The organism is Pseudomonas baetica, assembly GCF_019733355.1.
Classification (GTDB): domain Bacteria; phylum Pseudomonadota; class Gammaproteobacteria; order Pseudomonadales; family Pseudomonadaceae; genus Aquipseudomonas; species Aquipseudomonas baetica_A.
On sequence record NZ_JAIHLQ010000017.1, the window covers coordinates 51,685 to 76,593 of the forward strand.

At 59.2% G+C, this 24,909-nt stretch carries 26 protein-coding genes; 15 read left to right on the forward strand and 11 right to left on the reverse strand.

The features are described 5' to 3' along the window. Positions 1–125 precede the first annotated feature (125 nt). Positions 126–599, forward strand: a complete 474-nt coding sequence (locus K5E40_RS17125; RefSeq protein WP_221731842.1) for an Lrp/AsnC family transcriptional regulator — start codon at positions 126–128, stop codon at positions 597–599. Positions 600–761: 162 nt separating this feature from the next. Here K5E40_RS17125 and lpdA read toward each other — a convergent pair whose 3' ends face one another. Next, the gene (lpdA, locus tag K5E40_RS17130; protein ID WP_221731843.1) at positions 762–2,162 is read right to left on the reverse strand and encodes a dihydrolipoyl dehydrogenase; all 1,401 of its coding nucleotides are present in this window, start codon (positions 2,160–2,162) and stop codon (positions 762–764) included. Between the two features lie 211 nt (positions 2,163–2,373). Here lpdA and hflK (K5E40_RS17135) point away from each other — a divergent pair, with 211 nt between their 5' ends. The 8 genes from hflK (K5E40_RS17135) (at position 2,374) to cfaB (ending at position 11,656) form a co-directional block, all read left to right on the forward strand. After that, positions 2,374–4,335: a protease modulator HflK gene (hflK, locus tag K5E40_RS17135; RefSeq protein WP_221731844.1), complete on the forward strand. Its 1,962-nt coding sequence runs from the start codon at positions 2,374–2,376 to the stop codon at positions 4,333–4,335. After that, positions 4,332–5,372, forward strand: a complete 1,041-nt coding sequence (gene hflC, locus K5E40_RS17140; protein ID WP_221731845.1) for a protease modulator HflC — start codon at positions 4,332–4,334, stop codon at positions 5,370–5,372. Before hflK (K5E40_RS17135) ends, hflC begins: the two co-directional genes overlap by 4 nt. Continuing rightward, complete coding sequence (gene hflK / locus K5E40_RS17145) at positions 5,369–6,430, forward strand: protease modulator HflK (RefSeq protein WP_221731846.1); 1,062 nt, start codon at positions 5,369–5,371, stop codon at positions 6,428–6,430. The genes hflC and hflK (K5E40_RS17145) overlap by 4 nt, the downstream gene beginning before the upstream one ends. After that, positions 6,427–8,334 carry a heavy metal translocating P-type ATPase gene (locus tag K5E40_RS17150; RefSeq protein WP_221731847.1) on the forward strand — a complete coding sequence of 636 codons (1,908 nt, stop codon included), beginning with the start codon at positions 6,427–6,429 and terminating at the stop codon, positions 8,332–8,334. Before hflK (K5E40_RS17145) ends, K5E40_RS17150 begins: the two co-directional genes overlap by 4 nt. 109 nt (positions 8,335–8,443) lie before the next feature. Next, positions 8,444–8,695, forward strand: a complete 252-nt coding sequence (locus K5E40_RS17155) for a hypothetical protein (RefSeq protein WP_221731848.1) — start codon at positions 8,444–8,446, stop codon at positions 8,693–8,695. Positions 8,696–8,760: 65 nt separating this feature from the next. Next, positions 8,761–9,606, forward strand: a complete 846-nt coding sequence (locus K5E40_RS17160; protein ID WP_221731849.1) for a DUF692 domain-containing protein — start codon at positions 8,761–8,763, stop codon at positions 9,604–9,606. Further along, positions 9,597–10,385: a DNA-binding domain-containing protein gene (locus tag K5E40_RS17165; protein WP_221731850.1), complete on the forward strand. Its 789-nt coding sequence runs from the start codon at positions 9,597–9,599 to the stop codon at positions 10,383–10,385. Before K5E40_RS17160 ends, K5E40_RS17165 begins: the two co-directional genes overlap by 10 nt. Positions 10,386–10,468: 83 nt before the next feature. After that, entirely contained in the window at positions 10,469–11,656 is a 1,188-nt protein-coding gene (cfaB, locus tag K5E40_RS17170; protein WP_221731851.1) for a C17 cyclopropane fatty acid synthase CfaB, read from the forward strand. Between the two features lie 35 nt (positions 11,657–11,691). Here the strand turns inward: cfaB and cls are convergent, their stop codons facing one another. After that, positions 11,692–13,131 carry a cardiolipin synthase gene (gene cls / locus K5E40_RS17175; protein WP_221731852.1) on the reverse strand — a complete coding sequence of 480 codons (1,440 nt, stop codon included), beginning with the start codon at positions 13,129–13,131 and terminating at the stop codon, positions 11,692–11,694. 131 nt (positions 13,132–13,262) lie between these two features. On the opposite strand from cls, the gene K5E40_RS17180 reads away from it, so the two are divergent. Continuing rightward, a complete protein-coding gene (locus K5E40_RS17180) occupies positions 13,263–13,781 on the forward strand; it encodes a DUF3617 domain-containing protein (RefSeq protein ID WP_221731853.1) in 519 nt (172 codons plus the stop codon). Between the two features lie 99 nt (positions 13,782–13,880). Here K5E40_RS17180 and K5E40_RS17185 read toward each other — a convergent pair whose 3' ends face one another. Genes K5E40_RS17185 through folE2 form a run of 5 tightly spaced genes read right to left on the reverse strand, consistent with a single transcriptional unit; the run spans position 13,881 to position 17,752 of the window. Further along, the gene (locus tag K5E40_RS17185; protein WP_221731854.1) at positions 13,881–14,441 is read right to left on the reverse strand and encodes a carbonate dehydratase; all 561 of its coding nucleotides are present in this window, start codon (positions 14,439–14,441) and stop codon (positions 13,881–13,883) included. After that, positions 14,438–15,313, reverse strand: coding sequence for a metal ABC transporter substrate-binding protein (locus K5E40_RS17190; protein WP_221731855.1), 876 nt, complete (start codon positions 15,311–15,313; stop codon positions 14,438–14,440). Before K5E40_RS17190 ends, K5E40_RS17185 begins: the two co-directional genes overlap by 4 nt. Before the next feature lie 11 nt (positions 15,314–15,324). Next, entirely contained in the window at positions 15,325–16,191 is an 867-nt protein-coding gene (locus tag K5E40_RS17195) for a metal ABC transporter permease (RefSeq protein ID WP_221731856.1), read from the reverse strand. Beyond that, positions 16,191–16,859, reverse strand: coding sequence for a metal ABC transporter ATP-binding protein (locus tag K5E40_RS17200; RefSeq protein WP_221731857.1), 669 nt, complete (start codon positions 16,857–16,859; stop codon positions 16,191–16,193). The genes K5E40_RS17195 and K5E40_RS17200 overlap by 1 nt, the downstream gene beginning before the upstream one ends. Beyond that, positions 16,856–17,752, reverse strand: a complete 897-nt coding sequence (folE2, locus tag K5E40_RS17205) for a GTP cyclohydrolase FolE2 (protein WP_221731858.1) — start codon at positions 17,750–17,752, stop codon at positions 16,856–16,858. The genes K5E40_RS17200 and folE2 overlap by 4 nt, the downstream gene beginning before the upstream one ends. An 84-nt stretch (positions 17,753–17,836) precedes the next feature. Between folE2 and K5E40_RS17210 the strand changes: the two genes are divergently transcribed. Next, complete coding sequence (locus K5E40_RS17210) at positions 17,837–19,039, forward strand: N-acetylmuramoyl-L-alanine amidase (RefSeq protein WP_221731859.1); 1,203 nt, start codon at positions 17,837–17,839, stop codon at positions 19,037–19,039. On the opposite strand, the gene K5E40_RS17215 is transcribed toward K5E40_RS17210, so the two are convergent. Continuing rightward, positions 19,036–19,413, reverse strand: coding sequence for a glutamine synthetase (locus tag K5E40_RS17215; RefSeq protein WP_221731860.1), 378 nt, complete (start codon positions 19,411–19,413; stop codon positions 19,036–19,038). The genes K5E40_RS17210 and K5E40_RS17215 overlap by 4 nt on opposite strands. 221 nt (positions 19,414–19,634) lie before the next feature. Here K5E40_RS17215 and zigA point away from each other — a divergent pair, with 221 nt between their 5' ends. Together zigA and K5E40_RS17225 are read left to right on the forward strand one after the other, a co-directional pair. Next, positions 19,635–20,840, forward strand: coding sequence for a zinc metallochaperone GTPase ZigA (gene zigA, locus K5E40_RS17220; RefSeq protein ID WP_221731861.1), 1,206 nt, complete (start codon positions 19,635–19,637; stop codon positions 20,838–20,840). Further along, the gene (locus K5E40_RS17225; protein WP_221731862.1) at positions 20,840–21,490 is read left to right on the forward strand and encodes a DUF1826 domain-containing protein; all 651 of its coding nucleotides are present in this window, start codon (positions 20,840–20,842) and stop codon (positions 21,488–21,490) included. The genes zigA and K5E40_RS17225 overlap by 1 nt, the downstream gene beginning before the upstream one ends. Positions 21,491–21,494: 4 nt before the next feature. Here the strand turns inward: K5E40_RS17225 and K5E40_RS17230 are convergent, their stop codons facing one another. Then, a complete protein-coding gene (locus K5E40_RS17230) occupies positions 21,495–21,851 on the reverse strand; it encodes an NADH:ubiquinone oxidoreductase (protein ID WP_221731863.1) in 357 nt (118 codons plus the stop codon). Positions 21,852–21,879: 28 nt separating this feature from the next. On the opposite strand from K5E40_RS17230, the gene K5E40_RS17235 reads away from it, so the two are divergent. Next, positions 21,880–22,851, forward strand: a complete 972-nt coding sequence (locus tag K5E40_RS17235) for a GTP-binding protein (protein WP_221731864.1) — start codon at positions 21,880–21,882, stop codon at positions 22,849–22,851. Between the two features lies 1 nt (position 22,852). Here K5E40_RS17235 and K5E40_RS17240 read toward each other — a convergent pair whose 3' ends face one another. Further along, entirely contained in the window at positions 22,853–23,266 is a 414-nt protein-coding gene (locus K5E40_RS17240) for a DUF3301 domain-containing protein (protein WP_221731865.1), read from the reverse strand. Between the two features lie 116 nt (positions 23,267–23,382). Between K5E40_RS17240 and pdxY the strand changes: the two genes are divergently transcribed. Then, positions 23,383–24,255, forward strand: coding sequence for a pyridoxal kinase PdxY (gene pdxY, locus K5E40_RS17245; protein WP_221731866.1), 873 nt, complete (start codon positions 23,383–23,385; stop codon positions 24,253–24,255). A 134-nt stretch (positions 24,256–24,389) separates the two neighbouring features. On the opposite strand, the gene K5E40_RS17250 is transcribed toward pdxY, so the two are convergent. Then, the gene (locus tag K5E40_RS17250) at positions 24,390–24,872 is read right to left on the reverse strand and encodes an acyl-CoA thioesterase (protein ID WP_003229693.1); all 483 of its coding nucleotides are present in this window, start codon (positions 24,870–24,872) and stop codon (positions 24,390–24,392) included. Positions 24,873–24,909: the final 37 nt, after the last annotated feature.

The following is a 24,909-nucleotide window of genomic DNA, read 5'->3' on the forward strand; positions in this document are numbered from 1 at the left end:
CGATTCGGTGACGCCAGTCTAGGGCCGAAGGGCGGGGCAGGTGCTTGCGTAGTCAGCTTCAAATACGCTTGGAATTGGCATAACCTGCTGGCTTTCAGCGCCTTGACTATCGGAATCTGCCAAACATGAAACTTGACGCCTTTGATCGCAAGATTCTCGCCGCTCTGCAAAGGGACGGACGCCTGAGCAACGTCGAACTGGCGGATGAGATCGGCCTCTCGGCATCGCCGTGCTTGCGTCGGGTGCGGATGCTGGAAGAGGCGGGAGTGATTCGCGGCTATCAGGCTAATCTCGATCGCGATGAGGTGGGGTTGGGGCTGACGGTGTTTGTCGGGGTCAAGGTCGAGCGACACAACGAGGAACAGGCCGAGGCGTTTTACCAGGCGGTCACGGCATTGCCCGAGGTGATTTCGGCGTTTCTGGTGTCAGGAGAGTCGGATTTTCTGCTGCAGGTCGTGGTGCCGGATCTGCGGGCGTATGACCGCTTTCTCACGGGGTGTCTGTTGAAGTTGCCGGGGGTGAGCGACATTCGCAGCAACTTCGCGATTCACACCGTGAAGACGCCGGGGGCACTGCCGTTGGGGCATCTTGCGCTCTAGACCGAGTGGCTCGTTTGGCGAGCAAACTGTAGGGGTTCAGTTTTTTAAACCACAGATTGCTTAATCGTGCAGTTCTACGTGATTGAGGGCCCGCCCCGACAGAGGATTGCATTCCCAGGGTGGGAGCGGGCTTGCTCGCGAAGGCGATAGTCCTGCCAGCGCTTACATCTGTGTCGCCATCCCCTGCACATTCATCGCCGCCTGACGCAGCGCTTCGGACCGGGTCGGGTGTGGGTGGCAGGTCAGGGCAATGTCCTCGGCCGATGCGCTGAACTCCATCGCCACACAAAACTCGCCAATCATTTCACTCACGCTCGGGCCGACCAGATGCACGCCGAGCACTTCGTCCGTGCGCTCGTCGGCGAGGACTTTGGCAAAACCGTCGGTTTCGTGATTGATCTTCGCCCGGCTATTGGCGGTGAACGGAAACTTGCCGACCTTGTAGGTGCGGCCTTCAGCCTTGAGCTGTTCTTCGGTCTTGCCGACGCTGGCCAGTTCCGGTTTGGTGTAGATCACGTTAGGGATCAGATCGTAATTGACCTCACCGGCCTTGCCGTGAATCTGCTCGACGCAGGCCATCGCCTCGTCTTCGGCCTTGTGCGCGAGCATCGGGCCTGAGGTCACGTCGCCGATCACCCACACGCCGGGCGCTTCGGTGCGGTGCTGCTTGTTGGCCAGCATGCCGCGCTTGTCGGTGCTCAAACCGACGTTCTCCAGGCCCAGGCCTTGGGTGTAGGGCCGGCGCCCAATCGCCACCAGGACGTAATCGGCTTCCAGTAACTCAGCGGTGCCACCGGCCGCTGGCTCGACACTGAGTTGAACACCGTTGGCCGATGAAGTGGCGCTGGTGACTTTCGAACTCAATTTGAACGCGATGCCTTGTTTGCTCAGCGAGCGCTGCAGGGTTTTGCCAGCCTCAGCATCGACACCGGGGCAGATGCGGTCGAGGAATTCGATCACGGTGACTTGGGCGCCGAGACGCCGCCACACCGAACCGAGCTCGAGACCGATCACGCCGGCGCCAATCACCACCAGATGCTTGGGCACTTCGCTCAGGGACAACGCACCGGTGGAATCGAGGATGCGTTTGTTATCGATGTCGACACCCGGCAGGGGAGTGGGCTCTGAGCCGGTAGCGATGATGATGTCCTTGGCGGTCAGCTCGATCGTGCTGCCCTGATCGCCTGTCACCGTGACTTTGCCCGGGCCGTCGATGTGGCCCCAGCCTTTGATCCAGTCGACCTTGTTCTTGCGAAACAGAAACTCGATGCCTTTGGTCAGGCCGGTCACGCTCTCGTCTTTCTGTTTCATCATCTGTGCGAGGTTCAGCGTCGGTTTGACCTCGATCCCGAGATTGGCGAACTCCGCGCCCATCGCTGCGTCGTACAGCTCGGAGGCATGCAGCAAGGCTTTGGATGGCATGCAACCGACGTTCAGGCAGGTGCCGCCGAGGGTCGCCCGGCCTTCAACGCAGGCAGCCTTGAGGCCCAACTGTCCAGCGCGGATGGCCGCGTTATAACCGCCGGGACCGCCGCCCAGAATCACCACGTCATAGTTGCTCATGCGCTTGCTCCTCATTGATGGATGCGGATGGCTAAAGGTAGTTCTCGAATAAAATTACGAACGTAATATGTGCGTTTCCGGGTATTTCGGTCAAGGCTTCAGTCAAGCGACAGGTTGAGCGTTTTTGAATAAGCGTGATTGTGTACGAATATTTCACGCTTTTCGTTATATCGTAACGATATGAAGAGTGAACCAATGATTTCGGGGTGATATGCAAGTCGATCTGGAGGTTGATGGCACGCAAGTGACCGGACTGCCGCGCTTTCAGCAGGCGGCCATACAAGGTCGACGATTGCGCAGGGTGGCGATCGGTCTCGGCGCCGTGGCCGGAGTGGGTTGGGTTCTGGCGTTTTTTGTCGCGCTGTTTGCGCCGCAATCGGTGTGGCTACCGCTGTTAGTGAGTCAAAGCGCGGCGTTGCTGGTGCTGGTTGCCGGGCTGCAATCGGCGTGGTCGGTGACGCAATGGCGCGAGCGGGTGATCAATCCGGTGGTGCCGACGTCGCTTGCTGATGAGGAGCGGCCTGAGCCGAATGGCTGGTACGAACGATGGCTGGATCGCCTGAGTCAGCGCGGTTTGCGCCTGCTAGGCCTGATCGGCGCAGCGACTTTGTGGCTGGGCGGCTGGGCGCTCTTGGTGATGCTCAGCATCGAGCAGGTGTGGAACCTCGCATTGCCGCCGGCGGCTGTCGGGTTGTCTGCCACGGTAGGTGCGGCATTGGCGTTGCTGCTGGCGTTCGGTTTGCTGGTGATGGAGCGGCAACTGGCGCAGGAAAATCCTGCGCAATGGCCTGAAGCAGGATCACTCGCGCAACTGACCCGCGTGGCGATCATCAGCCTGATAGTGGGCGCGCTGTGTTTGTTGTTCGCCGGTGAGCAGGCGGTGTGGCCAATTCGTTTGGCCGTGCTGGTGGGTATCTTGCCGGGAATGGTAGCGATCGAGTTGCTATTACGCGCTGTATTGTCGGTGTTCAGCCCTCGTCGTGAACAGCTTGAGCCGACGCTGCTGGCCCGCAGTTTTGTCGCCGACATGCTGCGCTGGCCGCCACAACCGCTGCTCGCGTTGCAGCATGAATTACACAACCGTTTCGGTATCGATCTGCGTCAGATCTGGGCGTTCAGTTACATGCGCCGGGCGTTTTTGCCGGTGTTGGCGCTGGTGGTGGCAGTGGGTTGGTTGCTGACCGGCCTCCACGAAATTCCATTGCAAGGCCGGGGCATCTACGAGCGTTTCGGTAAACCGGTGCAGGTCTTCGGCCCCGGTTTGCACGCGGGTTTGCCGTGGCCGTTGGGGCGTGTGTTGAGCGTCGAAAACGGTGTGGTGCATGAATTGGCAACCAGTGTTGGTGAGAACCCGGCACCGGCTCAACTCGACCCTGCTGAAGGGCCGGCGCCGATGACGGCCAACCGGTTGTGGGATGCCAGTCATGTCAACGACAAATCCCAGGTCATTGCCAGCAGTCGCGGCGAGCAGCAGAGCTTTCAGATCGTCAACATGGACGTACGTTTCATCTATCGCATTGGTCTGAGCGATCAGGCAGCGCTCGCCGCCACCTACAACAGCGCCGATGTGCCGACGTTGATTCGCAGCACCGCCAGCCGGATTCTGGTGCACGATTTCGCCTCGCGTACCCTCGACGGTTTGCTCGGTGAGGACAGGGCAGGGCTGGCCGAAGAGATCGGTCGTGCGGTGCAACGTGATCTGCACAAACTCGACAGTGGCGTGGAGATTCTCGCCACGGTGGTCGAGGCGATTCATCCGCCGGCCGGTGCCGCCAATGCTTATCACAGCGTGCAAGCCGCGCAGATCGGCGCGCAGGCGCTGATCTCCCGTGAGCGTGGCGCTGCCGCAGAAGCGAGCAATCAGGCGCAGTTGCAGGCCAGTCTTGCTCGCGACCAAGCCAGCGCCAATGCGCGTGAAATCAACGCGACGGCGCAGGCGGCGGATCTGAAATTCAGCGCTGAGCAAAAAGCCTTTGCCAGTGCTGGCCAGGCGTTTGTGCTGGAGCAATACCTCAGCCAACTCAGCCTTGGATTGAGCAAAGCCAAACTGCTCATTCTTGACCATCGTCTGGGCGGCAGCAGCAACGCGCCGACCATCGACCTGCGTACGTTCACGCTGCCGGCTGACCCGACGCCCGCGCGCACCACCGCTCAACCAGGAGTTGCCCATTGAGCCAGTCGCACACTCACGATCATCATGACCACAGCGGCCACGATCACGGCCACGGCGGGCATCACCATCACCATGGGCATCATCACCACGGTGATCCGGCTGAAGCAGGGCCCTTTCCATGGCGGCGCATGGGCTGGGCGGTGTTGCTGGTCGCGTTCGCCATTGCGGCTGCGAGCCTGGTGCAAGTTCGCTCCGGTGAAGCCACAGTGATCACTCGCTTCGGAAATCCATCGCGGGTGTTGCTTGATCCAGGATTGAGCTGGCGCTGGCCGGCGCCGTTCGAAGCGGCGATTCCGGTGGATCTGCGCCTTCGTACCACCTCCAGCGGCTTGCAGGATGTCGGTACCCGCGACGGTTTGCGCATCATCGTTCAGGCTTATGTCGCTTGGCAGGTGCAGGGCGATCCGGACAATGTGCAACGCTTTATGCGTGCGGTGCAGAACCAGCCTGACGAAGCAGCCCGGCAGATCCGCACGTTTGTCGGTTCGGCACTCGAGACCACGGCCAGCAGTTTTGATCTGGCGAACCTGGTGAACACCGACGCGAGTCAGGTGCGCATTGCTGATTTTGAAGCGCAATTGCGTCAGCAGATCGATCAGCAATTGCTCGCCACTTACGGTGTGCGCGTTGTGCAGGTGGGTATTGAGCGGCTGACGTTGCCGTCGGTGACGCTCACCGCCACGGTTGATCGGATGCGCGCTGAGCGTGAAACCATCGCCACTGAGCGCACGGCCATCGGCAAGCGTGAAGCGGCGCAAATCCGCTCTGCCGCCGAGCGCGATGCGCGAATTGTTCAGGCAGATGCAACGGTGAAAGCGGCGGGCATCGAAGCACAATCCCGCGTCGAAGCCGCGCAAATCTACGGTCGTGCCTATGCCGGTTCTCCGCAGCTTTACAACGTGCTGCGTTCGCTCGACACCCTCGGCACCATCGTTACGCCAGACACCAAACTGATCCTGCGCACCGATGCCGCGCCATTCCGCGTGCTCGTCGATGGCCCACCAACGCTCGACAGCAAATCCGGATCGCAGCCATGAATGAAGAAGTTCCACGTGGAACACATTCGCTGAGCAGTCCATGGATTCAGGCAGGACGTTTGGCGTTTCTCTCCCTGTATGCGGTGACGGTGTTGGCCGCATTGGCTTGGGCGTTTTCCAATGTGCGGCAAATCGACCCGCAGAATCGCGCCGTGGTTTTGCATTTTGGCGCGCTGGATCGCGTTCAGAATGCCGGTCTGTTATTGGCATGGCCGCAGCCGTTCGAGCAGGTGGTTTTACTGCCGGCAGCGGATCGGGTGATCGAGCGTCGAGTGGAGAATCTTCTGCGCTCGGAGGAGGCGCTGAAGGCTGACCGGGTCGCCTCTTTCGCCACGCCTTTGAGCGATGCGCTGGCCGGCTCTGGTTATTTATTGACCGGTGATGCGGGTGTGGTGCAGTTGGATGTGCGGGTGTTTTACAAGGTGACCGATCCGTATGACTTCGTGCTTCAGGGTGATCATGTGCTGCCGGCGCTGGATCGTCTGGTCACGCGCAGTGCTGTGGCGCTAACAGCCGCGCGCGATCTGGACACCATTCTGGTCGCCCGTCCGGAACTGATCGGCGCCGACAATCAGGCCGCTGAACGCCGTGAACGGTTGCGCGGTGATCTGGTGCAAGGCATCAACAAACGCTTGGCCGAGTTGAAGGCGAGCGGGCAGGGCATCGGAATTGAAGTGTCGCGAGTCGATGTGCAATCGAGTCTGCCAGGCCCTGCGGTCAGTGCCTTCAATGCGGTTTTGACCGCCAGCCAACAAGCCGATAAAGCCGTGGCCAATGCGCGCACAGACGCGGAGAAACTCACCCAAACCGCCAACGAACAAGCCGATCGCACCTTGCAAGTTGCCCATGCCCAGGCCGGCGAACGTCTGGCGAAAGCGTCCGCCGACACCGCCACAGTGCTGAGTCTGGCCAAGGCGCAGCAACAAGGCACCGACCCGCAAATGCTCTTGCGGATTTACCGTGAGCGTATGCCGAAGATTCTCGCTCAGGCCGGATCGGTGACCACGGTCGATCCGAAAGACGATTCCCGCCTGATCATTCAGGGAGCCAGTAAATGAGTGCGACCACTGCTGCACCGAGCCTGTTGTCCTCGGCCGAACAACGCCGCGCCGCGAGGCAATTGACCTTGGCGATGCTCGCGCTCGGTCTGCTTGGCCTGGGATTGATCTGGCGTTGGCAGGTGCCGGAACAAACCGGCGTCAGTCAGTTGCTGCTCGGTTTTGCTTCTGTGTTGGTGGCCGTACCGGTCATGCGCTCGGCGTGGTACAGCCTGCGTTATCCGAGCCTGCACGGCATTACCGATCAACTGATTGCCCTGGCGATGTTGGGGGCCTGGGCGACGGGCGATCTGCTGACGGCGGCGCTGCTGCCGATCATCATGATCTTTGGTCATGTGCTGGAGGAGCGCAGTGTCATCGGTTCGCAGGAAGCGATTCACGCCCTCGGTCAATTGACCCGCAGCCATGCGCGCAAGATTCAGGCTGACGGTTCGATCATCGAAGTGGACAACGGCACGCTCAGATCCGGCGACACGGTTGAGGTGCGTGCCGGTGATCGCGTCCCGGCGGACGGTCGGGTTCTTTGCGGTCAAGCGAGCCTCGATACCGCGTCGATTACCGGTGAGTCCGTACCGGTTGAGGCGGGTGTCGGTATGACCGTATTCGGTGGCGCGATCAATCTCGACGGTTTGCTGCGCGTCGAAGTGACCCGTACGGGCGATGAGTCGACCCTGGGTAAAGTTATCGCACTGATGCAAAACGCCGAGCGCTCGAAGCCGCCGATCACCCGGTTGCTCGAACGTTATGCCGGCAGCTACATGGTGCTGGTGTTGCTGCTGGCGGCGGTGACCTGGTTTATCACCCACGATGCGCAGGCGATGCTCGCAGTGCTGGTGGCGGCGTGTCCGTGCGCCTTGGTGTTGTCGGCACCGGCCACGGCGATTGCCGGTGTTGCGGTGGCGGCGCGCCACGGGATACTGATCTGCAGTTCGGCGTTCCTTGAAGAGTTGGCCGACCTCACATCCCTGGTGGTCGACAAAACCGGGACCCTGACTTACGGCACTTTGCGCTTACAGTCGATCAGCAGTCCCCGGGCGGACTCAACCAGTGTCATGGCGCTGGCCGCCAGTCTTGGCGCGGCGAGTAGTCACCCGGTTAGTCGTGCGCTCGCCGGGTTGGTTAGCCAGGAAGGATATTTGTCGCTCACTGAGATACATGAGCGGCAGGGGCTTGGTGTCGTCGCCATGACCGGGCAAGGCGAGGCGGCCCTCGGGCGGCCGGAGTTGTTCGCGCAATTGGCTATCGCCACCACGCCGATTCCTGAACATGACGGACCGATTGCCGGCCTGGCGCTGAACGGTGAGTTTCTCGCGTGGTTGTTGTTGGCCGACACGGTTAAACCGGAAGCGCGTTTTGCGCTTGGCGAATTACGAGAGCTGGGCCTGGGCCGGCAGTTGTTGCTGACCGGTGATCGGCAAAGCGTCGCCCAGACCTTGGCCAGGGATGTCGGTTTGCAGGAGGTTCAAGCCCAAGCCTTGCCCGAGGACAAACTCAATCGCGTGCTCAAGGAAATCGACAACGGCTTCCGGCCGATGGTGGTCGGTGACGGCATCAACGATTCGCTCGCGCTCAAGGCTGGCGTGGTTGGCGTCGCGATGGGGGCGGGTGGTGCGGATATTGCGTTGGCGTCGGCGGACATCGTGCTGATCGGCAGTGATCTGCGTCGGCTCGGTACCTGCGTGCGATTAAGCCGTCAATGCCGCAGGACATTGCAGGTCAACGTGATCATCGGTCTGGGCTGGACGCTGGCCATCGTCGTGTTTGCCGCATTCGGCTGGCTGGGGGCAGCTGGGGCGATGATTGCCGCGTTGCTGCATAACCTCAGTACGCTATTGGTGCTGGGCAACGCCGGGCGTTTGCTGCGTTTTCAGGAGCCGTTGCTCAAGCTCAGAGAAGATATTTAAATTTTTTTGAGGCCTCTGTAACGCCGTCGGGGTAGCGCTCTCTAGTGCTATGTCGGGACTGAACAAACCGTCCAGCCGACATCCCTGACGATTACCGAGGATAAGAAAAATGACTATCAAGACCGCTGCTGCTGGTGCCGCTCTCGCTTTGGCCGCTGCCACTCTGTTTGCCGGTGTCGCCACCAATGCGATGGCCGCTGATGCCAACGTTCACTGCTACGGCGTGACTGCCTGCAAAGGCCAGAACGACTGCAAAACCAAAGACCATGCTTGCAAAGGCCAAGGCTCCTGCAAAGGCCAGGGTTTCAAAGCCATGACTCAAGCGGATTGCGAAAAAGCAGGTGGCAAGGTCGGCGAATAACTGACCGGCAAGTGCCGCCGCAGTGGCTCACGCCACTGCGGCCACTTTTTATCAGGAGTCTGCACATGTCCGCCTCTGTCCCCTTCCTCGGCTATGGCCTGGGATTGCGTAGCGCTTACTACCAGCAGATCCTCGAACAGTCGCCGAACGTGGACTGGTTTGAAGTGGTCTCCGAAAATTTCATGGTGCAGGGCGGTAAAGCCCTGTATCACCTGGACGCCATTGCCGAGCGTTATCCGCTGGTGATGCATGGCGTTTCCCTCTCCATCGGCGGGCCACATGCCCTCGATGTGGACTATCTGAAACAACTCAAGCAACTGGCCGAACGGGTCAACCCCGCGTGGATCTCTGATCACTTGTGCTGGAGTCGCGGCAACGCTCATCAGTTGCACGATTTGCTGCCTCTGCCTTACACCGAAGAAAGTCTTGAATACATTGCCGAACGCGTGCGCCACGTTCAGGACGTTTTGCAGCGGCCGTTGGTGCTGGAGAACGTCTCCAGCTATGTCCGCGGCGCTTCGGATGATTTCACTGAATGGGAATTTCTTGCTGTCCTGAGTCGGGTGAGCGGTTGTGAGTTACTGCTGGACGTCAACAATGTCTACGTCAGCTCCCGCAATCATGGTTTCGATCCGTGGACGTTCATTCAAAGCCTGCCGACCGACAAGGTGCGTCAACTGCATCTGGCGGGACACAGCGACTACGGCGATTACGTCATCGATACCCATGACCAACCGGTGAGCGACCCCGTCTGGGCGTTGTATCAACGTACGTTGGAGCACTTCGGGCCGGTGGCTACTTTGCTGGAACGTGACGACCACTTTCCGCCTTTTGAAGAGTTGCTCGATGAGCTGCAAAAGGCCCGGGCGCTGGGTGAAAGGGTTCTGGCCGGGAGACAGCAATGCGCCTGAAAGAATGGCAATTGGCATTCGAGTCGTATTTGCTGGATGAGGCGGCCACAGCCCAACCGCTGCTGGGCGCCAGCCTGATCGGCGGGCCTACGCTGGATGTCGGCACCGGTCTGGCGATCTATCACAACGCTTATCAGGCCCGACTACTGGAAGTGTTGCGCAACGATTTTCCGGTGATCTGGTACTGGATGGGCGACGAGGAGTTCGACTCGCTCGCCACCGCGTACCTGCGTCAATACCCGTCGGCGCATTACAGCCTGCGTTGGTTGGGTAAAGGTTTCGAAGGGTTTATTCGCGAGCATCTGGTGCCTGAACACAGTGCGCCTTTGTCTGAAATGGCCACGCTCGAGTGGGCATTCACTTTGGCTTTCGATGCGCCAGCGGGTGAGCCGTTAAATCTCGAAACCATGACGACGCTGTCCGCGCAAGAATGGCCAGTGCTGCGGGTCAAACTCGCGCCTTGCGTTCAGTGGCTGGAATGCCGGTTCAACAGCGTCGCCCTGTGGCGTTCCGTTAAAGAACAAACCGATTTCCCTACCAGCCAGCCACTCCAAACCCCTCAGATCTACCTGATCTGGCGCAACGATCTGATCTGTCATTACCGCAGTCTGGAATCTGCCGAGGCCAATGCTCTGAATGGCTTGGTAAACGAAGGTTGGAGTTTCGCCGAACTGTGCGCCGAGTTAGCAGTCATCTATGAAGAGGGCGCTCCACTTCAGGCCGTGACCTGGTTGAAACAGTGGGTGCAGGAAGGCCTGTTAGAGCGTCTGCAACAATAGATAAGGCTAATTAAATCGATAGCCTGCTATTTTTCCAGGATGGTCTACCCTCAGATTCGACGTCTGAAACAAGGGGGATTTCCATGCTCGCGCAACTTCCACCGGCCTTACAGAATCTGCAGCTTGCGCTTCGTCTGCGACTTTGGGATGGCCATGAGTTCAATCTCGGGCCATCGCCCAGTGTCACCATCGTGGTCAAGGATCCCCAGATGGTTTCGCAGTTGACCCACCCAAGCCTTGATGCGCTAGGGGCTGCATTCGTCGAGGGCAAGCTCGAACTGGAGGGCTCGATTGCCGAGGTCATCCGTGTTTGTGACGAGTGGAGCAGCGCTTTGCTCAATGAGGATGACGACAGCAACCCGGTACGCTCGCTGCACGACAAGGAAACCGACGCCAAAGCCATCTCCTATCACTACGACCTGTCCAACGCGTTCTACCAGCTCTGGCTGGACAGCGACATGGCGTACTCCTGCGCTTATTTTGAGACTGGCAGCGAAACCCTTGAACAGGCGCAACAAGCCAAATTCGGTCATCTATGCCGCAAGCTGCGTTTGCAGCCAGGCGACTATTTACTCGATGTCGGTTGTGGATGGGGCGGCCTGGCGCGCTACGCCGCGCGGGAGTTCGGCGCCAAGGTATTGGGTATCACCCTGAGCAACGCGCAACTGGAACTGGCCCGCGAGCGGGTGAAAGCCGAAGGCCTGGAAGACCTGATCGAACTGCAACTGCTCGACTACCGCGATCTTCCCCAGGACGGGCGTTTCGACAAAGTGGTCAGCGTCGGTATGTTTGAGCACGTCGGCCACGCCAATCTCGCCGAGTACTGTAAAACCTTGTTTGGCGCGGTGAAGGAGGGCGGTCTGGTGATGAACCATGGCATCACCGCCAAGCATACCGATGGCCGTCCGGTGGGGCGTGGTGCCGGGGAGTTCATCGAGAAATATGTATTCCCCAACGGCGAGCTACCGCACCTGGCAATGATCTCGGGCGAGATCAGCGAAGCCGGACTGGAGATTGTCGACGTCGAAAGCCTGCGCCTGCATTACGCACGTACGCTGGATCACTGGAGCGAGCGGCTGGAGGACAACCTCGAAGCCGCCGCGAAACTGGTGCCTGATCAGGCGTTGCGTATCTGGCGCCTGTACCTGGCTGGCTGTGCTTACGCATTCGCGCATGGCTGGATCAATCTGCACCAGATTCTCGCGGTGAAAGCGCACGCCGATGGCAGCCATGAACTGCCTTGGACCCGTGACGACATCTACCACCCTTGATAACCGCCGCTCCCTCAATCTGTAGGAGGGAGCGTTTAGAGAATCGGTGAAATAAGCCGGGCGATCCGCATGCCGACCTGTTGCAGGCGGTGGATCTTCCGGCTTTCTTCTTTGGCGATCTCAAAGGCTTGCTCGAAATCCTCGTTGAGCATGTGTTCCACGCTGACGGCAAAATCGCTGTCGACGGTCAGCAGCATCACTTCGAAATTCAGCCGGAACGAGCGGTTGTCCAGATTGGCGCTGCCGATGGCGCTGATCTCACTGTCGATCAACACGACTTTCTGATGCAGGAACCCCGGTTGGTAGCGGAATACGCGCACGCCTGCGCGCACGGCTTCAAACGCATAGAGGCTAGAGGCGGCATAGACGATACGGTGATCGGGACGCGAAGGCAGCAGCAAGCGCACATCCACACCGCGTAAAACCGCCAGCCTTAACGCCGCGAATACGGCTTCGTCAGGAATGAAATAAGGGCTGGTGATCCACACCCGCTCCGTCGCGGCGTGGATGGCTTCGACGAAGAACAGAGAGCAGGTTTCGTAAGCATCCGCCGGCCCACTGGCGAGCAGTTGGCAGAGCACGCCATCGTCGGGGTACTCATCCGGCAAGATGAGCGGCGGTAACGTTCGCGCGGCCCAGAACCAGTCTTCGGCAAAGGATTCCTGCATGCACGCCACCACCGGGCCTCGCACTTTCACATGCGTGTCGCGCCATGGCGCCAACGGTGGTTTCTCCCCCATGTATTCATCGCCGACGTTATGCCCGCCGACAAACCCGATCACACCATCGACCACGACGATTTTGCGGTGGTTACGGAAATTGACCTGAAAGCGGTTGAGCCAGCCGCTGCGTGTGGCGAAGGCTTTGACTTCGACGCCGCCATCACGCAATGCCTGCACATAGCTGTGGGGCAGGGCGTGGCTGCCGATGCCGTCGAAGAGCAAATGGATGGTCACGCCTTCAGCGGCTTTCTTGAGCAGCAAATCGCGCAGGCGTTGGCCGAGTCGGTCGTCATGAATGATGAAGAACTGGATCAGTACCGCTTCCCGGGCTTGATCGATGGCATGGAAAATCGCCTCGAAGGTGTCTGTGCCGTTCACCAACAACTGTACTTCGTTGTTTGCCAGGCACGGCATGCGGCCCAGTTTGGGCATGGCGCGTAGCGATGCATAGGCATTCGAGGCCCGGGCGGTCAGGGCTTCTTCTACCCATGGACGCCAGTTCAGTTCGGAGATGGCCTGACGCATCTGTTCGTTGGCTTGGCGTCGCGCTTTGATGTAGCCATCGAACGTGCTGCGGCCGAACACCAGGTAAGGAATAAGCGTCAGGTAAGGAATGAAGATCAGCGACAATGCCCAAGCGATCGAGCCCTGAGCCGTGCGCACGGTCAGCACCGCATGAATCGCGGCGATCAATCCGAGGGTGTGTATCAGGGCGATCATATAACCGAAAATGTGCGGTCCAAAATAATCCATGGGGCAGCCTTGCTCCGCAAGATTCAATGCTTAACAGACCATGTTCTATCGCGAATGTCGCTATTTAATTGGTGCATGAACCGAAGCAATCGGCCGACGTCTAAAGGCCACTACTGATCAGGAGTTTATCGATGAATGTTCGTCTGCTGGGTTTGGCGCTGGGCCTGGGTTTGGCAATGCCGGTGATGGCTCAGGCGCAGATGCTGCAACCGGGTCTGTGGGAAATGACCTCGAGCAATGTGAAAGTCGATGATCAACCGATGGATGTGCAATCGATCCTTGGCCAACTCCAGGGGCAGATGACTCCCCAACAGCGGGCAGCGCTGGAAAAGAACGGGATCAATATTGGCGGTAAAGGCATCCGCGCCTGTCTGACGCCGCAACAAGTGGCGACCGATGATATTCCGTTGGCTGATCCGCAATCGGGCTGCAAACAGCAGATCACCGACCGTAGCGGCAACCAATGGAAATTCCGCTTCAGTTGCCCGAGAGCGCAGGGCACTGGTGTGGCCACGTTCCTCAGTGATCGTGAATTCACCACGGTCGCCAACGGTACATTCAACGCCATCGGTATCAATCAGAAGGGTAGTCTGGAAACCCGCGCGGTATGGCTGGGCCAGGATTGCGGCGCTGTCAAACCAAGAACTTAAATCCTTCGCGAGCAAGCCCGCAGCCTCAGGTCTAGTGTTGACCTTGTGGCTGCGGGCTTGTTCGTGAACGCGTCTCTAAAGCCTTATCAAAATGAGGGGTCAGAACTCGTTCTGCAGGGCTTTGTAGCCGCGTACCAGATCGACGTTGGTACGCGCCACGTCTTCGGAAAACTCTGAGGCGCTGACACTCACTGGCGCGAATAACGACAGGTCGGTGTTCGGGCCGATGCGGGTGGTGGAGGGCACATAGAACGCGTCTGGCAAATCGCGACCATCGACCACGGAGTTATGGCGTACCACGCAGCCACTGCCAACCACGCAGTTGAACAACACGCTGTTGAAGCCGATGAATACCCGGTCGCCGACCACGCACGGGCCGTGCACGATCGAGCGGTGTGCGATGGAGCTGAACTCGCCGATGGTCACCGCTGCACCGGATTTTGAGTGGATCACCACACCGTCCTGAATGTTCGAATTGGCGCCGATGGTGATCGGCTCCATCCCGCCCGATGCATCCACCTCGTCCGCGCGGATGACCGCGTACGGGCCGACGAAGACGTTTTCGCCGATCACCACTTTGCCGCAGATGATCGCGGTTTTGTCGACATAGGCCGACTCGGCAATTTGCGGTAAATCGCCTGAAGGATTTTTGCGGATCATGGTCGGCTCAGCGCGTCGTAAAGGGTGTTGAGGTTGTATTCGAATAAGCCGGTGAAGGTGCTGGCGGGGCCACTCGCGGCGAGGGCGTCCGAGTAAAGCGTGCCGCCGATGTGCGCGCCGCTTTCGTCGGCGATCTGTTTGAGCAGGCGGGCGTCCTTGATGTTTTCCATGAACACCGCTTTGACGTGGGCCTGGCGGATCTGGGTGATCAGTGCAGCGACTTCTGCGGCGGACGGTTCGCGCTCGGTCGACAGCCCCTGGGGAGCCATGAAGTCGATACCGTAGGCCTGACCGAGGTAACCGAAGGCATCATGGCTAGTAACGATCTTGCGATTGCCCGGTGGTAGCGAACCCAGTTTGGCCTTGGCTTCGGCGAGGAGGGCGTAGATTTGCTTCAGATAGGTTTTGCTGTTGCGCTCGTAATCGGCTTTGTTCGCCGGGTCAGCCGCGATCAGTGCTTTGGTGATGTTGGCGATGTACAGCTCAGTGTTGGCCAGATTGTGCCAGGCGTGTGGGTCGGGAACGGTCTCGCCGTCCTCGTCCAGCGAGCGTGGAATCACGCCGTGACTGGCACTGACGACCGGGGCTTTGGTCTCAGTGCTGGTCACCAGACGATCCAGCCATGGCTCAAAACCGAGCCCGTTCTTGATGATCAGTTTGGCCTTGAGCAGGGCTTTGGCATCGTCCGGTGTTGGCTCATAGGTGTGGGCGTCAGCGTCCGGGCCGACCATGTTGGTGATCTGGATATGCTCGCCGCCGACCTGATGCACCATGTCGGCGAGGATGCTGAAGCTGGTGACCACTGGCAATTTTTCCGCCGCCGACAACGACATCGACAGCATCAGGCTGAACAGCACAAGTAGAGCGCGCATCGGGAAACACCTCATTGGGATGTGAGCAAAGGCGGGCGGCGCAGCAGGCCGTGCACCGGTCCGAACACCACGGACAGCAGATAAGCCGCGCCGGCGACCAGCACGATGGCGGGGCCGCTGGGCAGTGAGTAATAGAACGACAGCAACAAACCGAGCCATACCGACAGGCAACCCAGGGTTGCTGCAACGGCTATCAGGATGGGTAGGCGTCGACTCCAGAATCGTGAGGCCGCAGCGGGAAGCATCATCAGCCCGACCACCATCAGCGCACCGATGGCCTGGAAACCGATCACTAGATTCAGTACAACCAGCGTCAGAAACACACCATGGGCGAGCGGGCCTAGGCGGCTGACGGTTCTCAAAAATAGCGGGTCGAGGGTATCGAGCAGCAGCGGTTTGTAGATGAGCGTCATGGCGATCAGGCTCAGCGCCGAGACCCACAACATGCCATTGAGGGTTGGCCCATCGACGGCCAAGGCCGAGCCGAACAGCAGGTGCAAAAGGTCGAGGCGTTTGCCGGCCACGCCAAGAATGAGTACGCCGGCGGCCAAGGAGATTGGATAGATCGCCGCCAGGCTGGCGTCTTCGCGCAGGCCGGTGCGTCGGGTGATCCATGCGGCGAGACCGGCCATGGTCAAACCGGCACCGAGGCCGCCGAGTGTCAGCGCCGGCAGACTTAGACCGGCGAACCAGAAGCCCAATGCGGCGCCGGGAAGGATGCCGTGGGCGACGGCGTCACCAATCAGGCTCATGCGTCGCAAGATCAGAAACACACCCAGGGGGGCGGTGCTGCAGGCCAATACCAGCCCGCCTAACAAGGCGCGACGCATGAAGACGAACTCGCTGAACGGCTGCCAGAAGTGGGCGACGGTGAGCATCAGGCCACCTGCGTATGAGGTGTTTGCCGGATCAGTTCGGCGCTCGGTCCATACACGCAGCCGGTGTTTTTGATCAGCAAGGTTTGGGGGATGTGTTGGCGCACGGCGCTCAGGTCATGACACACCACGACGAGTGTGCGTTCCTCTGCATGCCATGCGTGGATGTGTTGCCAGAGTAGCTGCTGACCGAGTTCATCGAGTGCGGCGTGGGGTTCGTCCAGCAGTAGCACAGGTGTGTCCGTCAGGCTTAGTCGAGCGAGCAGGGCGCGTTGTAATTCGCCGCCCGATAGCGCCATGAGTGGACGGCGTTCAAGTCCACCAAGGTGCCAGTTTTCCAGTGCGGTTTTGAGGCGCTGAGCGCGCAACGTTGTCGACAGTCTGCGTCCCCAGAATCCGGCGGCCACGAGTTCCTCTAGGCTAATCGGGAATTGCCGATCCAGATGCTGTTGTTGTGGGAGGAAGGACAGCCCGCTCTGCCGTGGAACGCTCAGGGTGACTTGGCCTGCCAAGGGTTTTTGCAGGCCCGCGATCACTTTCAGCAAACTGCTTTTGCCGCAGCCGTTAGCGCCGATGATCGCGGTAAGACTGCCTGTTTCGAATTCGAGCCTCAGAGGCGAAGTCAGCGGCTGGCCGGGTGCGCCCCAGCTCAAGGATTGGCAGCGGATCATGCGTTCTCCCGGTGCCAACGACTTTCGGCGACGGCGTCATGGGCGTGCAGACTTTCTGCGTGAATCACTCGCAGGTGAAAGGCGTTGACGCCTGGTGAGCGGCGTAAGGCCAGATTCAGTCGGCGAGCGGCGTCTTCGCAGAACATCGGATTCTGTCCGTTGGCCAAGGCGAAGGCTTGTTCGTCAGCACGTTTCACAGCGGTTTGGACGGCGGTGCCGAGGGCTGCTTCAGCATCGTTGATGATCGTGCTCAACGGCAGCTCATCGATAAATTCATCGAGGTGCAGGTGTAATTGCGCGGTACTGCGTTGGCTGTGTGGCGTCGCGACGATGCCTTGGCTTGTACCGAGCCAGGACAGCACATCGGCGTGTTGCAGCGGTTTGTTGGCGAAGTCATCAATGAATTGTTGCTGGATGAGCTGCCTCGCGAGTGCTGCGGAGCAAGGGCACGTCGAGGAATATTTCACGTCAATTTTGAGTTCCACGTGGAACATATCGTTTTTCAGACTGGCTGAAAGGGTGACTGGGTAGGATCGCCACCCGGCCAAAGGGCTGACCAATGCGGTACGTTTCAATAGCAGATCGGTGTGGATATTCAGGTAGGCATTTTTGGATAAGCCGTCATGGCTATCGAGAAAATGCTGGAGTATTTGGCGCAAAAAATTGGGGGAGAGGTTTGTGTGTTCGAGGGCCGCTAACGACACATAGAGTCGCGACATATGAATGCCGCGTGCTTCACCGTCATCGAGACTCACACCGGCATCAGCCTTGGCGCTCAGACGTTGGCCTTCTAGCAACACGGGTAACTCAATGCCGCACATGCCCACCCATTCGAGGGGTAAAGCTTGGCGAGACGCCTGCGCGGCGATATCCGGGAGTGTCAGCGAATTCATGTTCGGGGCCATCGTGTTAATTGAATTAGATGTTACATTATAACAATTCAAATCACGATGCCTTTTTCATGAACAGGCTTTCATATGCACAGACGTCATTTGCTCAATTTGATTCTGGCCAGTGCGGCCTTCGCTCTCCCTTTCAGTGCGTCAGCTACGCAGATCCGCAACGCTCGACTCTGGCGCTCAGATGAAAGGCTGCGTTTGGTCTTCGATTTAAGCGGACCGGTACGCTACAAAACCTTCACGCTCAGTGCGCCGGAGCGGCTCATTATTGATTTGAGTGGGGCGAGTGTCAGCGGTGATTTCAGTCAGCTAGCGTTAAAAAACACCGTTATTCGATCTATCAGATCCGGCGCTTTTGGCCGTGGTGATACGCGGATTGTTCTCGATTTGAGCAGCCCTGTACTGCTTAACAGCTTCCTTCTGGCGCCACAGGAGGGTCAGGGACACCGGCTTGTGTTGGATTTGGTCAGCGCAAAGCAGTCCCTTGCAGCGCCAATGGTTCCACGTGAAACATCCTTGGATAAGGTTCATCCAAAGCGCGACATCATCGTGGTTGTCGACCCTGGGCATGGTGGAAAGGACCCTGGTGCAGTCGGCGCCAAGGGAGAGCGGGAAAAGGATGTGGTGTTATCCATCGCGAAATTGCTCGCCAAACGTCTGAAAAAAGAGAAAGGTTTTGACGTGAAGCTGGTGCGCAACGACGACTTCTTCGTGCCTTTACGCAAGCGTGTCGAGATCGCTCGTCAGCACAAGGCCGACATGTTCATTTCGGTACATGCCGATGCGGCGCCGCGTCTGACGGCCTCTGGCGCGTCGGTGTATTGCCTGTCTGAAGGTGGCGCGACATCAGCGACTGCCCGCTTCATGGCGCAACGCGAAAACGGTGCCGATCTGCTCGGCGCCACCAGCCTGCTTAATCTCAAAGACAAGGACCCGATGCTCGCGGGGGTGATTCTCGACATGTCGATGAACGCGACGATCGCTGCTAGTTTGCAGCTTGGGAAAACGGTTCTCGGCAGTCTTGCAGGCATTACTACGCTGCACCAAAAGCGCGTCGAGCAAGCAGGCTTCGCGGTTTTGAAGTCGCCAGATGTGCCCTCGATCCTGGTGGAAACAGGCTTTATTTCCAACGTGCGTGACAGTCAGCGGCTGGTCACGACGCGGCATCAACAGGCCGTCGCTGATGGTTTATTTGACGGGCTGCAGCGCTACTTTGAAAAGAATCCACCCATCGACAGCTACCTCGCGTGGCAGCAGACCCGGAAAAAAACGCAGGCCTAGCAGCCGGTGATTCGGCTGCAAGTAAACTTCGCGCTGCTACCGCCCGAACTGGAGAAGCGGTTGATAGTCGTCCAACCAACCCGACGGGTATAGCCCACCCAGGCTTCCCCGTCGGAGGCGACGCCGGTGAAGAACGTCAGTTGACCGAACCGACTGTTGGTTTGCGCCCAGTAACGCTGGCTGCTCTTTTCAAAACCACGCAGATAGAGCGTGTTGCCTACCGTATTGACGCTATAGGCGTTGCCATCGGCATCGACGCAGGCCAGCAGATTAGCGCTGCGCGTGCACTTGGCGATCTCCGGAATTTGCGCCCAAACGCGGCCAGTCATTAACAGCATGAGGCTCAACAACGAGCATTTCAGCGCATTTTTCATAGTGTTTCCCGGGCGTGAGAGGGGTTGCAGCTTCCTGCTCTTCGTCGTTTAGGGCGGGAGGGGGCTGGATTATTCATATTGTTATACTATAACATCAGCTTGAACTGAGCCTGAGCGGGTCGATTTAAAGCGTTCACCTTTCATGACCCTGTCGTGGGAGGCCAGAAAACGTCATGCGCAACCTATGCGTTGATCGGCTGCTATCTAATGAGGATTATCCAATGTCAGCCGAATTGCCCGTGACCGTACTTTCCGGATTTCTCGGCGCCGGTAAAAGTACACTTTTGAATTACGTACTACGTAATCGAAACGGTTTGCGTGTTGCGGTCATCGTCAATGATATGAGCGAGATCAACATTGATGGCAGCGAAGTCCAGCGTGATGTCAGCCTGAACCGCGCCGAAGAAAAACTCGTGGAAATGAGTAACGGCTGTATCTGCTGTACGTTACGTGAAGACTTGCTTGAGGAAGTCAGCAAGCTTGCCCGTGATGGCCGCTTCGATTACTTGTTGATCGAGTCAACGGGGATCTCCGAGCCACTGCCGGTGGCGGAGACCTTCACCTTCCGCGATGAGCAGGGACAGAGCCTCGCTGACATCGCCCGTCTCGACACCATGGTCACTGTCGTCGACGGCATGAATTTCCTCCTCGACTATCAGGCCGCCGAAAGCCTTGCCTCTCGCGGTGAAACCCTTGGTGAGGAGGACGAGCGCTCCATCACTGATCTGCTCATTGAGCAAGTCGAGTTCGCCGATGTGTTGCTGATCAGCAAGATCGATCTGATCAGCCAGAGCGAGCGCGAACAACTGATCGCCATCCTCAAGCGCCTCAATGCTCAGGCCGAAATAATCCCTATGGTCATGGGCGAAGTGCCGTTGGGAAAAATCCTCAACACGGGTCGCTTCGACTTTGAAAAAGCTGCGCAAGCCCCCGGTTGGTTGCAGGAACTGCGTGGTGAGCACGTCCCGGAAACTGATGAATATGGCATCGCCTCTACCGCTTATCGCGCGCGCCGGCCATTCCACCCGCAACGTTTTTACAACTTCATTGATCGTCCGTGGCTCAACGGCAAGCTGCTGCGCTCCAAAGGCTTCTTCTGGCTGGCGAGCAAGCCTACTGACGCGGGCAGTTGGTCACAGGCCGGTGGTTTGATGCGCCATGGTTTTGCCGGACGCTGGTGGCGTTTCGTACCGAAAAACCAATGGCCGCAGGATCAGGACAGTACTGCAGCGATCATGGAAAACTGGACAGCCAGCGTCGGAGACTGCCGTCAGGAGTTGGTGTTTATCGGCCAGAACATCGATTTCGTGCAGCTTTCCGCCGAGCTCGACGAGTGTTTGCTGACCGATGATGAAATGGCCATCGGCGTCGAAGGCTGGCGATCGATGCCGGATCCGTTCGGCCCCTGGCATGAAGAGGCGGCCTGATGCTCGCGCTCAAAATGCTGCAAACTCGCACCCGCTACCAGCATCGGGGGGCCACGCCCAAAGTGCTGACACGCATCCTTGAGGACGAAACCAACCTCGCGGTCTGGCAGCGGCAACTACCACTGCACATCGCCGAATTCGCTGATTTGCTGCTGTCCCTCAACGACCCCTTGGCTGAGTCGCTGTGCCTGGAAATGGCTGACGAAGAGGCCGAGCCGGATCTCGCCGGGTTGGCGGGCGGATTGCGCGATCTGCAGGGTTACGAGGGCTTTATCGCAGACCTGAAGTGGCTGGTCAGCGCCTTCGCGTGCCTGCTCGGCGCCCGGCGTATCGGCTTGCGTCTGCGGGTGCTGGATAAGGCCATGTGTCCGCGTTTCCACGTTGATCATGTGCCGGTGCGGCTGATCAGCACGTATGCGGGTGTCGGCAGCCAGTGGCTCAAAGAAGGTGCGATGGATCGTCAGCAACTGGGCCAGGCGAACGCGCAGCCGCAAGACTCGGCACAGATCCAGCAACTGGCCAGCGGTGAAGTCGCGCTACTCAAGGGCGAGAAGTGGCACGGCAATGAAGGTTTTGGCTTGATTCATCGCTCGCCCCAGCCGGCGGCCGGCGAGCGACGGCTGATTCTCACCCTCGACTGGCTCGGCTAACGCTTCAAGGCTTGAGCCATTTACCGTGGCTCTGCCCCTCGCAATAGGGCTGCAGATAAGCGGCATCAGTGGCCACGCCGTAATAGTGAGTATCCTGGCGATAGGGCATATTGGCGACTTGCGCGTTGCTGCAAACGCCGAAGGCTCCGGTCGGGCACTGATCGACGTACTGCACCTCGACTTTCTGCCCGGCCAGCGTGGGTTGGCAAAAGCCGTCGTTGAACAGTTTTTCCGGGATGTTGCGGTTCTGCTGGCAGACTTTGACGTCCAGCCGCTCGCCCTGGCTGCGCACCACGCAGGCTTGGGCCAACACTTCGCTCGACACCAGCATCAGCAACAACGACCATCCCATCCAACGCATCTTCGCTCTCCTCAGAAAATCCCCGGCCATGTTGCAGAACATTCCTACCCATGTCATCGCCGGCCCTTTGGGCGCCGGCAAGACCAGTCTGATTCGCCAGCTCATGGCGCAACGACCGGTCGGTGAACGCTGGGCCGTGCTCATCAACGAGTTCGGCCAGATCGGCCTGGACGCTGCGCTGTTGACTCGCGACGGCGATGGTATCGCACTGGGTGAAGTGGCCGGAGGCTGTTTGTGTTGCGTGAATGGTGCGCCGTTTCAGGTCGGCCTTGGACGTTTACTGCGCAAGGCCAAACCGGATCGGCTGTTTATCGAGCCATCCGGGCTGGGCCATCCCGCGCAGTTACTTGAACAGCTGAGCGAAGCGCCATGGCAGGGCGTACTGGCGATACAACCGTGTGTGCTGGTGCTGGATGCCCAGTCGCTCAACGCGGGGAATGCGCTGCCGACAGCGCAACAGCAAGCGTTGGCCCGTGCCGGTTTACTGTTGCTGAACAAGGCTGAAGGCCTGGATGGGATTGCCCGACAGAAAATAGCCAGTCAGTTGCCGCCCGTCAGGCTGATCTGGACGCAACAGGCGCAACTGCCCTTGAGCGAACTGCCAGGCCTGGCCGCGCAAGCGGTGGCGGGTGTGGATAACTGGGTCGCGCCCAAAGGGTTGGCGCAGATGCCGGCTGTCTGGAGCGATCCGACGCTACCGATTTGCCTGAGTCAGGCACAGGAGGGCGGTTGGAGCATGGGATGGCGCTGGCATCCGAGCCAGACGTTCGATAAGCAACAAATAGCCGTTTGGCTTGAGAGCCTTGAGTGGGCAAGGGCCAAACTGGTTATCCACAGAGCCGACGGTTGGTTTTCGGCGAATGCTCTGAATAACGCTGAGCTGAATTGGCAAACCAGTGAATGGCGAAAGGATTCGCGAATCGAGCTGATCTTCGCCGACTCGCAGAATATCGATCAACTGCAGGCAGGATTGGCGCAGTGCCGGATTCAGACGCGCTAATTCACGGCTTCCACTTGGTATGTTCCTGCCGCCACTGACTCAGTTCGATCACTTCAGCGCGTGGCTTCTGGACTTCGACCACGGGCGGCGTATCGTCGAACGGCGCCGGGTAGGGCGCCAGTTCGATCTGCGCGCTGTGGGCGCCAAACTGGGTGATGGTGCCGTTGTGGCGGGTTTCGCCGGTCACCGTGAATTCGAAGGTGTACACCCGCGCCAGACGTCGGCGACCGTTGGCGTCCTTGATCAAGCCGATCTTCTTTAGCGCAACGTTGCCGTCGAGCAACTCGACGCGCACGTTCAGACAATGCTGCTTGACCCGCTCCAGCGCTCGCTCGCGCAAGCCGTGGTTGTGCCAAAGCCACGCGCCGGCAGCGGCAAACAGCATCAACACAAAGATGTTTTCGAGGGTCAGCATCAACATCAAACTCCAAAAGATGGCGTCAGCTTAACTGCGTCGCCGGTCTGTCGTACAGACTGCGTTTCGTCGCATACTGCGCGGCTTGAATTTCAATCGTTTTACGGAAAACCCGAATGAAACGTACGCCTCATCTGCTCGCCATTCAGTCCCATGTGGTGTTTGGCCACGCCGGCAACAGCGCTGCGGTTTTCCCGATGCAGCGGGTCGGGGTGAATGTCTGGCCGCTCAACACCGTGCAGTTCTCCAACCACACCCAATACGGCCAGTGGGCCGGCGAAGTGCTGTCGCCTGAGCAGATTCCCGAACTGGTCGAAGGCATCGCTGCCATTGGCGAATTGGGTAACTGCGATGCGGTGCTCTCGGGGTATCTGGGCAGCGCCGCACAGGGGCGGGCGATTCTCAGCGGCGTTGCGCGCATCAAATCGGTCAACCCGAAGGCGCTTTATCTGTGTGATCCGGTGATGGGGCACCCGCAGAAGGGGTGCAGCGTGCCGACGGAGGTCAGCGACTTCTTATTGGAAGAGGCGGCCGCGGTGGCGGACATTATGTGTCCGAATCAACTGGAACTGGACAGCTTCTCCGGACGCAAGCCGCAGTCATTGTTCGATTGTCTGGCGATGGCGCGGGCATTGCTGGCGCGTGGGCCGAAAGCGGTGCTGGTCAAACATCTGGATTATCCGGGCAAACCGGCGGATGGCTTCGAGATGTTGTTGGTGACTGCCGAGGGCAGTTGGCATCTGCGCCGTCCGTTGCTGGCGTTCCCGCGCCAGCCGGTGGGCGTGGGCGATCTGACGTCTGGTCTGTTCCTGGCGCGGGTGCTGCTGGGCGACAGCCTGGTGGCCGCGTTCGAATTCACGGCGGCGGCGGTGCATGAAGTGTTGCTGGAGACTCAGGCGTGCGCCAGTTATGAGCTGCAACTGGTGCGTGCGCAGGACCGAATTGCGCATCCGCGAGTGAAGTTCGAGGCTACGGCGATCAGTCTGTAAGACCGCGTCACCCCTTTCGCGAGCAAGCCCGCTCCCCCATTCGACCGCGTTCTCATGGGAGGACTGCGATTAAATGTGGGCGCTGGCTTGCTCGCGAAGGCTATCTGTAAAGCGACATCGTTCCAAAGGATCGATCAGGCGTCGCCCTTGATCTCCTGGTAACGCTTCTCCAGTTCCTGACGAATCTGCCGGCGCTGCTGGGCCTGCATGTAACGGCGCTTGTCTTCACTGTTCTGCGGTTGTAGCGGCGGCACGGCAGCGGGTTTGCGCTGATCATCCACCGCGACCATGGTGAAGAAGCAACTGTTGGTGTGGCGCACCGAGCGTTCGCGGATGTTCTCGGTCACGACTTTGATGCCGACTTCCATCGACGTATTGCCGGTGTAGTTGACCGAGGCGAGGAACGTCACCAGTTCACCGACATGGATCGGCTCGCGGAAAATCACCTGATCCACCGACAGGGTCACCACATAGCGGCCGGCATAGCGGCTCGCGCAGGCGTAGGCCACTTCGTCGAGGTATTTGAGCAGGGTGCCGCCGTGGACATTGCCTGAGAAGTTGGCCATGTCGGGGGTCATCAGTACCGTCATCGACAGCTGGGCGTTTCCGGGTTCCATAACGTTCTCACGGATCAAGGCTGGATTGCTGGAAGCA